Annotated in this window: 10 protein-coding genes; 6 read left to right on the plus strand and 4 right to left on the minus strand. The window is 73.1% G+C overall.

Features of this window, described 5'->3' with window-relative positions; all coding sequences use genetic code 11:
- From NJ376_RS15590 to NJ376_RS15600, 3 genes are all read left to right on the plus strand, one after another.
- Positions 1–1,837, plus strand: a 1,837-nt coding sequence (locus NJ376_RS15590) for a PAS-domain containing protein (protein ID WP_252954207.1), incomplete at its 5' end; no start/stop codon positions are given.
- Positions 1,838–1,865: 28 nt separating this feature from the next.
- Positions 1,866–3,302, plus strand: coding sequence for a metalloprotease TldD (tldD, locus tag NJ376_RS15595; RefSeq protein WP_252954208.1), 1,437 nt, complete (start codon positions 1,866–1,868; stop codon positions 3,300–3,302).
- 10 nt (positions 3,303–3,312) lie between these two features.
- Complete coding sequence (locus NJ376_RS15600) at positions 3,313–3,771, plus strand: GNAT family N-acetyltransferase (protein WP_252954209.1); 459 nt, start codon at positions 3,313–3,315, stop codon at positions 3,769–3,771.
- Here NJ376_RS15600 and NJ376_RS15605 read toward each other — a convergent pair.
- From NJ376_RS15605 to NJ376_RS15615, 3 genes are all read right to left on the minus strand, one after another.
- A complete protein-coding gene (locus NJ376_RS15605) occupies positions 3,752–4,198 on the minus strand; it encodes an EF-hand domain-containing protein (protein ID WP_252954210.1) in 447 nt (148 codons plus the stop codon). The genes NJ376_RS15600 and NJ376_RS15605 overlap by 20 nt on opposite strands.
- Before the next feature lie 80 nt (positions 4,199–4,278).
- Positions 4,279–5,625 (minus strand): glutamate--cysteine ligase, encoded by a 1,347-nt coding sequence (locus NJ376_RS15610; RefSeq protein WP_252954211.1) that lies wholly within the window; start codon positions 5,623–5,625, stop codon positions 4,279–4,281.
- A 48-nt stretch (positions 5,626–5,673) separates the two neighbouring features.
- Positions 5,674–6,399: a 16S rRNA (uracil(1498)-N(3))-methyltransferase gene (locus NJ376_RS15615; protein WP_252954212.1), complete on the minus strand. Its 726-nt coding sequence runs from the start codon at positions 6,397–6,399 to the stop codon at positions 5,674–5,676.
- 138 nt (positions 6,400–6,537) lie between these two features.
- Between NJ376_RS15615 and ubiA the strand changes: the two genes are divergently transcribed.
- The 3 genes from ubiA to NJ376_RS15630 all read left to right on the plus strand — a co-directional run bounded on the left by ubiA (position 6,538) and on the right by NJ376_RS15630 (position 8,593).
- The gene (gene ubiA / locus NJ376_RS15620; RefSeq protein WP_252954213.1) at positions 6,538–7,437 is read left to right on the plus strand and encodes a 4-hydroxybenzoate octaprenyltransferase; all 900 of its coding nucleotides are present in this window, start codon (positions 6,538–6,540) and stop codon (positions 7,435–7,437) included.
- 110 nt (positions 7,438–7,547) lie between these two features.
- Entirely contained in the window at positions 7,548–8,171 is a 624-nt protein-coding gene (locus NJ376_RS15625; protein WP_252954215.1) for a class I SAM-dependent methyltransferase, read from the plus strand.
- An 8-nt stretch (positions 8,172–8,179) separates the two neighbouring features.
- Complete coding sequence (locus NJ376_RS15630; RefSeq protein ID WP_252954214.1) at positions 8,180–8,593, plus strand: type IV secretion protein Rhs; 414 nt, start codon at positions 8,180–8,182, stop codon at positions 8,591–8,593.
- Positions 8,594–8,942: 349 nt separating this feature from the next.
- On the opposite strand, the gene NJ376_RS15635 is transcribed toward NJ376_RS15630, so the two are convergent.
- Positions 8,943–9,289: c-type cytochrome (locus NJ376_RS15635; protein WP_370288308.1), on the minus strand; the 347-nt coding region annotated here is incomplete at its 5' end.

Here is a 9,289-nt window from a genome sequence, read left to right on the forward strand (position 1 = left end):
GCTGGACAATGTCCGCCACGGCATCTCCTATTTCGGGCCGGACCACCGGCTGATCGCCCACAATGCCCTGGCCGAGGCCCTGATCGGCGCCGGCCCCATGACGCCCGGCATGAGCCTGGCGGAGCTGGTGCGGTTGCAGCAGCTCCAGGGCCTCCTCGACGAGGCGGCGGCGGGGGAGCAGGCGCTCGGCCCCGATGCCATGATCGACCGCAGCCGGTCGATCCGCTACCTGCGCGAGACCCCGGATGGCCGGCGGCTCGAGGTCTCCTCCAACCCGACGCCGGATGGCGGCTTCGTCGTCACCCATACCGATGTGACGGAGCTGGTGGAGGCGCAGGCCGCCGCCGCGCAGCGCGCCGCGGTGCTGCAGGTCATGCTCGACAACATGCGCCACGGCATCATCTACTGCGATGCCGGGCACCGGGTGGTGGCGGCGAATTCCCTGGCGGCGGAGCTGGGCGGCCACCCGCCCGGCTCGGTGGTGCCTGGCCGGCGCTTTGAGGAGCTGATCGAGCAGCAGGTGGCGCGGCGCGCCTATGGCAGCGAAACCGAGGCGGTCGCCCGCATGACCGGGGCGATCGACCGGCGCAAGCCCGCCCGCTACACGCGGCCCGGCACCGATGGCCGGGTCATCGAGGTGACCTCCGACCCGACGCCGGATGGCGGCTTCGTCGTGACGATGAGCGACATCACCCCGCTGGCCGAGGCGGAGCGCGCCGCCAAGGAGCGCGCGGCGACGCTGCAGGCCATGCTGGACAACATCCGCCACGGCATCGCGCTGTTCGATGCCGAGGGGCGGGTGCAGGTGGTGAACCCGGTCTTCCTCCGCCTGCTGGATCTGCCGGCGGAGGTGATGGCGCCGGGCCGCCCCATGGCTGATTTCGTCAACCTGATGCTGGAGCGGGGCGAGTATGGGGAGGGGGAGGCCGCCACCGCCGCGGCCCGCGCCATGCTGGGGCGGGACCGCACCCGCCCGCTGCGCACCACCCGCACCCGGCCGAACGGCGTGGCGGTGGAGACGGTGTCCGACCCTATCCCGGGCGGCGGCTGGGTCATCACCTATACCGACGTCACCGAGGAGCGGCGCATCCGCGCCGAACTGGAGCGGGCGAAGGACGCCGCCGAGGCCGCCAACCTGGCGAAGTCCCGCTTCCTCGCCGCCATGAGCCATGAGCTGCGCACCCCGCTGAATGCTGTCATCGGCTTCTCCGAGGCCTTCATCGCGGCGCCGGATGCGGAGCAGGGGCTGGACTACATCCGTTCCATCCATGAGGCGGGGCGGCACCTGCTCTCCCTCATCGACGACATCCTGGACGTGACCCGGGCGGAGACCACCGGCTTCCTCGTCACCAGCACGGAGGTGGATCTGAAGGCGCTGGGCGAGGGAGCGGTGCGGGTGATCCGCGCCGTCACCGGCGCGGCGGGGGTGGAGCTGCATGCGGTGCTGCCGCCCTCCCTGCCGCGGATCAAGGCGGATGAGCTCAGGATGCGCCAGGTGCTGCTGAACCTGCTTTCCAACGCGGTGAAATTCACCCCGGAAGGCGGCCATGTGACGCTCTATGCGGAGCGCGATCCAGGGGGCGACCTGCTGGTGCGGGTGACCGATACCGGCATCGGCATGAAGCCGGAGGACATCCCCCGGGCCTTCGAGCCTTTCACCCAGCTCGATTCCTCGCTGGCCCGGCGCTTCCCCGGCTCGGGCCTCGGCCTATATCTGTCCAAGGCGCTGGCCGAGGCGCAGGGGGCGACCCTGACCCTGGAAAGCACCCCGGGCCAGGGCTCCACCGCCCTGCTGCGAATTCCGCAGGCCCTGGTGCTGGACCCCCTGGCCGCCTGAGCGCCGCCGCAATCATTGGGAGAGCCTCATGCCGCTCGACACCCCGCTTTCGGTCACCGACCGCCTGTTCTTTGCGGAGCTGGACCGCGACGCGGCCGAGCGCCGGGTCCGCGAGGCGCTGGCCGGCGCCGAGGATGGCGAGCTGTTCCTGGAATACCGGGAGAGCGAGGTCATCTCCCTGGATGATGGCCGCATCCGCAGCGCCTCCTTCGACGCTTCCCGCGGCTTCGGCCTGCGCGCCGTGGCCGGGGAGGCGGCGGGCTATGCCCATTCCGGCGAGATCTCGGAGGCCGCGCTGGCCCGTGCCGCCGCCACCGTGCAGGCGGTGAAGCAGGGCCATGCCGGCACGCTGGACGTGGCGCCGCAGGCGACCAACGCCAGGCTCTACGAGGCCGCCAACCCGCTGGCGGCGATGGAATTCGCGGCCAAGACGAAGCTGCTGGCGGAGATCGACGCCTATGCCCGCGGCCGCGACCCCCGGGTGAAGCAGGTCATGGCCTCGCTGGCCGGGGAATGGCAGGCGGTGCAGGTGCTGCGGCCGGATGGCACAAGGGTGGCCGACCTCCGCCCGCTGGTGCGGCTGAACGTGGCGCTGGTGCTGGAGCAGGATGGGCGGCGGGAGACTGGCAGCCATGGCATGGGCGGCCGTTTCGACTATGCCCGGATCCTCGGCGAGGCGAGCTGGAAGGGGGCGGTGGACGAAGCCCTGCGCCAGGCGCTGGTGAACCTTGAGAGCGTGCCGGCCCCGGCGGGGGAGATGGAGGTGGTGCTCGGCCCCGGCTGGCCCGGCATCCTGCTGCACGAGGCCATCGGCCATGGGCTGGAGGGCGACTTCAACCGCAAGAAGACCAGCGCCTTCGCCGGGCTGCTGGGTCAGCGGATCGCCGCCCCCGGCGTGACGGTGGTGGATGACGGCACCATCCCGGACCGCCGCGGCAGCCTGACCGTGGACGATGAGGGCACGCCGAGCCACCGCACCGTGCTCATCGAGGATGGCGTGCTGGTGGGCTTCCTGCAGGATCGGCAGAACGCCCGGCTGATGGGCGTGGCCCCCACCGGCAATGGCCGCCGCCAGAGCCATGCCCATATCCCGATGCCGCGCATGACCAACACCGTCATGTTGGGCGGGGCGCATGCGCCGGAGGAGATCATCCGCAGCGTGAAGCGCGGCCTCTATGCGGTGAATTTCGGCGGTGGCCAGGTGGACATCACCTCGGGCAAATTCGTCTTCTCCGCCTCGGAGGCCTACCTCATCGAGGACGGCAAGATCGGCGCGCCGGTGAAGGGCGCGACCCTGATCGGCAACGGGCCGGACAGCCTGACCAAGGTGGCGATGGTGGGCAACGACATGGCGCTGGACCCCGGCATCGGCACCTGCGGCAAGCAGGGGCAGGGGGTGCCGGTGGGCGTCGGCCAGCCCACCCTGAAGCTCGCCGGCCTGACCGTGGGTGGCACGGCTGTCTAGGGGCGTGCCCGTGCGCGACCGTATGAGCATCCGCCCGGCGCGGCCGGATGAGGCGGCGCGCGTCGCCGCCATCGTCGAGGCGGCCTACACGCCCTGGGTGTCACAGATCGGCCAGCGGCCGGGGCCGCTGGATGACGATTACGCGGCGCGCGTCGCCGCCGGCCAGACCTTCGTGCTGGAGGCGGCGGATGGCGCCATCAGCGGCATCCTGGTGCTGGAGGACCAGCCGGACCACCTGCTGCTGGACAACATCGCGGTGGACCCGGCGCGCAAGGGCATGGGCGATGGCAGCCGGCTGCTGGACTTCGCCGAAGAAGAGGCGCGGCGCCGCGGCTTCGCCGAGATCCGCCTCTACACCCACCAGAAGATGGCGGCGAACATCGCCATCTACCTGAAGCGCGGCTATGTCGAGACGGGGCGGCGGGTGGAGAAGGGGCTGCCGCGGGTCTTCATGGCGAAGCAGGTCTAGTCGGCCGCCGGCGCGGCATCTCCCGTCCGGTCAGCGCATTGTCGCCATTCGCGTCCAGCGAGCGGAACCACATCTCCGACAGCGGCCGCAGCTCCTCCGGCGTGACATGGCCGTTGCGGTCCGCATCGGCGGCGCGGAAGGTGGATTGCGCGCGCCGATGCGACGGCACCTCCTGCGCGCTCAGCCTTCCGTCGCCATTGCGGTCGGCCTGGTCGAAGCGCTGGCGGAGCCAGCTCCAGACCTCGTCATGGGTGAGGCGGCCGTCGCGGTCGGTATCGGCCTCCGCCGGGCGGCCGTCGAACAGCCCGCCGCCGAACAGCCCGCCGGGGCTGTCCGGCCCGCCCCAGGGCGAGCGCTGCTCCTGCCCCGCCGCCGGCAGTGCCCAAGCCAGCGCCACCACCAGGGCCGCAACCCAACGCATCGCCATCCTGCCGCCTCCGCTTGCCGGCGGCCTGCCGGGCCTGCCCGGGCCGCATTCTCCCTGCGCACCGCGCCGGGCCATCGCCATCACACCTCGGCCTGCAGCAGCGCCTGCCGCGCATCGCCGCGCCAGGCGCCATGGTACAGCGCCAGCAGCCGGTCGGCCTGGGTCATCCCGCTCGCCACGATCTCCTCGAGCGGCGCAAGATAGACCTCCTCGCCCAGGCCGCGCGCGCGCAGCCCGTCCCGCGCGATGGCCAGCACCTCCCGCGCCACCTCGCGCACCGTGCGGCCGCCGATCTCGGCGCCCAGCGCGTCCCGCGGCACCGCCGCGCGCAGCGCGCGGATCTCCGCCACGCTCCAGTCGCGCACCAGCGAGGCCGCCGCCTTCTGCGCTGCGTCTTCATAGAGCAGCCCGACCCAGAGCGCGGGCTTCGCCAGGATCATTGCCGGGCTGCCGACATCCGAGCCGCGCATCTCGAGGAAGCGCTTCAGCCGCACATCGGTGAAGGCGGTGGTCACATGGTCGGCGAAGTCGCCCATCGTCGCCCGCTCGCCCGGCAGCAGGTCCAGCCTGCCGTCGAGGAAGGCGCGGAAGCTCTTCCCGGCCGCGTCCAGCCACTTGCCGTCGCGCATGACGAAATACATCGGCACGTCCAGCAGCCATTCGGCGAAGCGCTCGAAGCCGAAGCCCGGCTCGAACACCACCTCGGGGATGCCGGTGCGGTCGCCATCGGTATCGGTCCAGACCTGCGCCCGCGCGCTGCGGAAGCCGTTCGGCCTGCCTTCGGTGAAGGGCGAATTGGCGAACAGCGCCGTCGCCACCGGCTGCAGCGCGAGCGACACGCGCAGCTTCTCCACCATGTCGGCTTCGTCGCCATAATCGAGATTCGCCTGCACCGTGCAGGTGCGGGTCATCATGTCGAGACCGAGCGAGCCCACCGTCGGCATGTAGCGCCGCATGATGGCGTAGCGGCCCTTGGGCATCCAGGGCATCTCCGCCCTTGTGTGCAGTGGGTGGAAGCCGAGGGCGGCGAAGCCCACCCCCAGCGGCTCCGCCACCGCATGCATCTCCCGCAGATGCGCCCCGAGCTCCCGCGCCGTCCCGTGCAGATCCGGCAGGATGGCGCCGGAGAGCTCGAGCTGCCCCGCCGGCTCCAGGCTGATGGAGGCGCCGCCGCGCTTCAGCCCGATCGGGTTGCCATTGTCGAGGATCGGCGCCCAGCCGCGCGCCATGAAGCCTTCCAGGATGGCGCGGATGCCGCCCGCCCCCTCATAGGGCGGGGTCGCGTAACCCTCCCGGAAGAAGCCGAATTTCTCGTGCTCCGTGCCCACGCCCCATTGCGCCCGCGGCTTGCTGCCGACGGCGAACCATTCGGCAAGCTGCCGCACGGAGGTGATCGGCGTCAGATCCGCTTCGCCGGGGTTGGACATTATGCATTTCCCTGTCTCGGCGTCGCGGGCGGCGCGCCCGGCATTCGCTCAGCTCTGGTTCCAGTCGCCCGCCCGGGCCTGAAGAAGGGCCAGCCCGGCCACCGCCGCCGTCTCCGCCCGCAGGATGCGGGGCCCGAGCCCGACAGGCGAAACAAAGGCACGCCGGCGCAGATCGTCAAGCTCCGCCCGGTCGAACCCGCCTTCCGGCCCCACCAGCCAGGCGGCGGGCAGCTGCAACCCCTCCAGCACCGCGGCCAGGGGCGGGGCGCCGGCCCGCTCCGCCGCCACCAGCAGGGGGGTGCCGTCCCAGCCATCCAGCACGCCATGCAGCGGCCGGGCCTCGTCCAGCATGGGCAGGTCCAGCCGCTCGCATTGCTCGGCGGCTTCCCGGGCGATGGCGGTGAGGCGGGCAAGGTTCACCCGGTCCACCACGCTCCGCCGCGTCAGCACCGGCTGGATGCGGGCGACGCCGAGCTCCGTCGCCTTCTCCACCACCCATTCCATCGCCTCCCGCTTCAGCACGGCGACCAGCAGGCGGAGATCGGGACAGCTGGCCTGCGGCCGGGTGCGGCGGTCCGGCACCAGGCTGCCGCGGTCCTTCCGGAGGGCGACGATGCGCGCCAGCCACTCGCCATCCGCGCCGTTGAAGGCCAGCACCTGGTCCCCCGCCCCGCGCCGCATGACGCTGCCGAGGTAATGCGCCTGGGCCGGGGGCAGGGGGATTTCCCGCCCGGCCTCCAGCGGCGCATCGAGGAAGAGGCGCGGGGTGGACATGCCGCCCTTTCGCTGGAAGAGAGGCGGAAGGCAAGGCTCCCCCGGGGCCGCAGCGGGCGGGCCGGGTCCCGGCCGCGCCGGGGCCTCGGCCGGCGCCGCCTTTCGCAACGGGCCCATGGGGCAAGGACGCAGGCAGGGATGCAGGGCTATACGGATATCGCCGTGAGCGGCTGGGTGGGGCGGCTGCCCCAGGGCTGGCGGCCCTATGCGCTGCTGGCGCGGCTGGACCGGCCGATCGGCGCCTGGCTGCTCTTCCTGCCCGGGCTCTGGGCCTTCGCCCTGGTGGCGCCCTCCTGGGCGGAGGGGGGGCGGCTCGCCCTGCTCTTCGGCATCGGCGCGGTGGCGATGCGCGGCGCCGGCTGCGTGGTGAACGACCTCTGGGACCGCGACATCGACCGCAAGGTGGAGCGCACCCGCGGCCGGCCGCTGGCAGCGGGGACCGTCACGCCCCTCCAGGCGCTGGCCTTCCTGGCGGGGCTCTGCCTCATCGGCCTGGCCGTGCTGGTGCAGCTGAACCGGACGGCGATCCTGCTGGGCCTCTGCTCCCTGCTGCCCATCCTGCTTTACCCCCTGGCCAAGCGCGTCACCCACTGGCCCCAGGCGATGCTCGGCCTCACCTTCTCCTGGGCCGCGCCGGAAGGGGTGGCGGCGGCGACCGGGCAGGTGGGGCCGCTGGCGCTGATCCTCTGGGCCGCCGGCTTCACGTGGATCCTCGGCTACGACACGATCTACGCGCATCAGGACCGGGAGGACGACGCCGCGGTGGGCATCGGCAGCACGGCGCTGCGCTTCGGGGAGCGGACGCGGCCCTTCCTCGTGGCGTGCTACGGCGCCACCCTGGCACTGCTGGCGCTCGCCGGCTGGGTGGCAGGGCTGCACTGGTTCTACCTGCCGGCCCTGGCGCTGCCGGCGGCGCTACTGGCGCGGCAGGTCCTCACGCTCGACATCCACGATCCCGGCCATTGCCTGACGCTGTTCAAGGCGAACCGGGAAGTGGGGCTGGCCGTGGCGCTGGCCTTCCTGATCGGGCGGCTGTGAGCGCGCCCGTCCCGGCAGAGGGCGCGGCGGCCCGCCGGCGCGAGGGCGACGCCCCCGGCGCCGCGGAGCGCCCCGGCCCGTACCGCCCGGCCGACGCCGCCGAGGCCTTCATCCTGGCCCATACCGCCCCGGCCACGGCGCCCCTGGTGCCGGAGATCACCCTGCAGCTTGCCACCGAGATCACCCCCATCTGGCAGGCCACCGAGGCCTGGCTGGCGCAGGAGGGGATCGAGCCGCCCTTCTGGGCCTTCGCCTGGCCCGGCAGCGTGGCCATGGCCCGGCTGCTGCTGGACGAGCCGGGGCGGGTACGGGGCAAGCGGGTACTGGATTTCGCCGCCGGCTGCGGCCTCGCCGCCATCGCCGCCGCCAGGGCCGGCGCGGCGCTGGTGGAGGCGGCGGAGATCGATCCGCTGGCCATCGCCGCCACGCGGCTGAACGCCGCGCGCAACGGCGCGGCCGTCGCCACGCTGGAGGGCGACCTGGTTGGCGCCCCCTGCCGCTGGGACACGGTGCTGGCGGGCGATGTCTGCTACGAGGCGCCGATGACCAACCACATCCTGCCCTGGCTGCGCCGCCTGGCCGCCGCCGGGGCGGAGGTGCTGCTGGCCGATCCCGGCCGTGCCTACCTGCCGCGGGAGGGGCTCGCCCCGGTCTTCCGGCTGGAGGTGCCGGTGACGCGGGAGCTGGAGGACCGCGACACCCGTCCCGTCACCCTCTACCGTCTGCTGCCCTGAGGCCGGCGATGCGCCGCATCCTCCCGCTGCTGGCCCTGCTCCTCGCCCTGCCGGCGGTGGCGCAGACGGAGCGGCATTACGACCGGCAGGGCCGCTATCTCGGCCGCAGCGAGACCCGTGGGGACGAGACCATCAGCTTCGATGCGCAGGGGCGGATGACCGGCCGGGCCCGGACCAGCGGGACGGAGACCCGCTACACCGACGCGGAGGGCCGGCTGCTGGGCCGCACCGCGCAGCGCGGCGGGGCGCTGCGCCGCTACGATCCCGCCGGCCGCCCGACCGGGCGGGCCGAGACGCGTGGCGAGGTGACGCGGTATTTCGACGCGCAGGGAAGGCCGGTGGGCCGCAGCGAGACGCGAGGCGGGACGACGCGGATCTACGACCGGGAGGGACGAGTGACGGGCAGCAGCGAGCGGCGGTGAGGACTGGAGGAGCTTCGCTCATGCCCTGCCGGGGAGCCGCCTGCTGACCCCGGTTCGCGTTCTGCCGCAGCCGCTGAACCGGCCCGACGAACCCGGCCGCGCGAAATGCTAACCGGTGTCGGTCCACGGGCGTGTGGCCGCCACGTCAAGCCTACATGCGATATTCGGCTCGGAAAGCGAGCATCTCCGAGCCAAGTATCGCCCCGGCAGCTGCCGGGGCCCAGGCATGCCTGGATGTCGTCGAGCCCGGCGTGCAACCGCCGCACCAGCCGGTGCGCAATGGCCGGCCGGGTAGATCGGCGGCAGTGCCGCCACGCCCGCCGGGGTTCTGGGGCAGCACTCCGCTCCGCTACCGCGTCGCCCCCTCCAGGAAGCGCAGCAGCGCGGCCATCTCCTGCGGGTTTTCCAGCCGCTGCACCGGCATGCGCGTCCCCGGCGTCACCACATCCGGGCCGCGGGTGAAAAGGTCTGCCACCGTCTCCGGCGTCCAGGTGATGTCGCCCCGCGCCAGGCGCTCCGAATAGGGGTAGTCCGGCACGCTGCCCATGCGGCGGCCGAACAGCCCCTGCAGATGCGGCCCGGCCATCGGCCCCGCCGTCGCCCGCAGCGCATGGCAGGCGGCGCAGGCGCGGAACACCCTGGCGCCTTCGCCCTCCGCCACGGCCGGCGCGGGCGCCGCCGCCGCCAGCGGGCCGA

It is taken from the genome of Siccirubricoccus soli, assembly GCF_024178315.1.
In the GTDB taxonomy this organism is placed as follows: Bacteria; Pseudomonadota; Alphaproteobacteria; order Acetobacterales; family Acetobacteraceae; genus Siccirubricoccus; species Siccirubricoccus soli.

Excerpts from the sequence above, each read along its gene's own strand:
- tldD (WP_252954208.1), top strand. The coding sequence starts at position 1,866 with ATGCCGCTCGACACCCCGCTTTCGGTCACCGACCGCCTGTTCTTTGCG.
- NJ376_RS15605 (WP_252954210.1), bottom strand. The coding sequence starts at position 4,198 with ATGGCGATGCGTTGGGTTGCGGCCCTGGTGGTGGCGCTGGCTTGGGCA.
- NJ376_RS15610 (WP_252954211.1), bottom strand. The coding sequence starts at position 5,625 with ATGTCCAACCCCGGCGAAGCGGATCTGACGCCGATCACCTCCGTGCGG.
- NJ376_RS15615 (WP_252954212.1), bottom strand. The coding sequence starts at position 6,399 with ATGTCCACCCCGCGCCTCTTCCTCGATGCGCCGCTGGAGGCCGGGCGG.
- ubiA (WP_252954213.1), top strand. The coding sequence starts at position 6,538 with ATGCAGGGCTATACGGATATCGCCGTGAGCGGCTGGGTGGGGCGGCTG.
- NJ376_RS15630 (WP_252954214.1), top strand. The coding sequence starts at position 8,180 with ATGCGCCGCATCCTCCCGCTGCTGGCCCTGCTCCTCGCCCTGCCGGCG.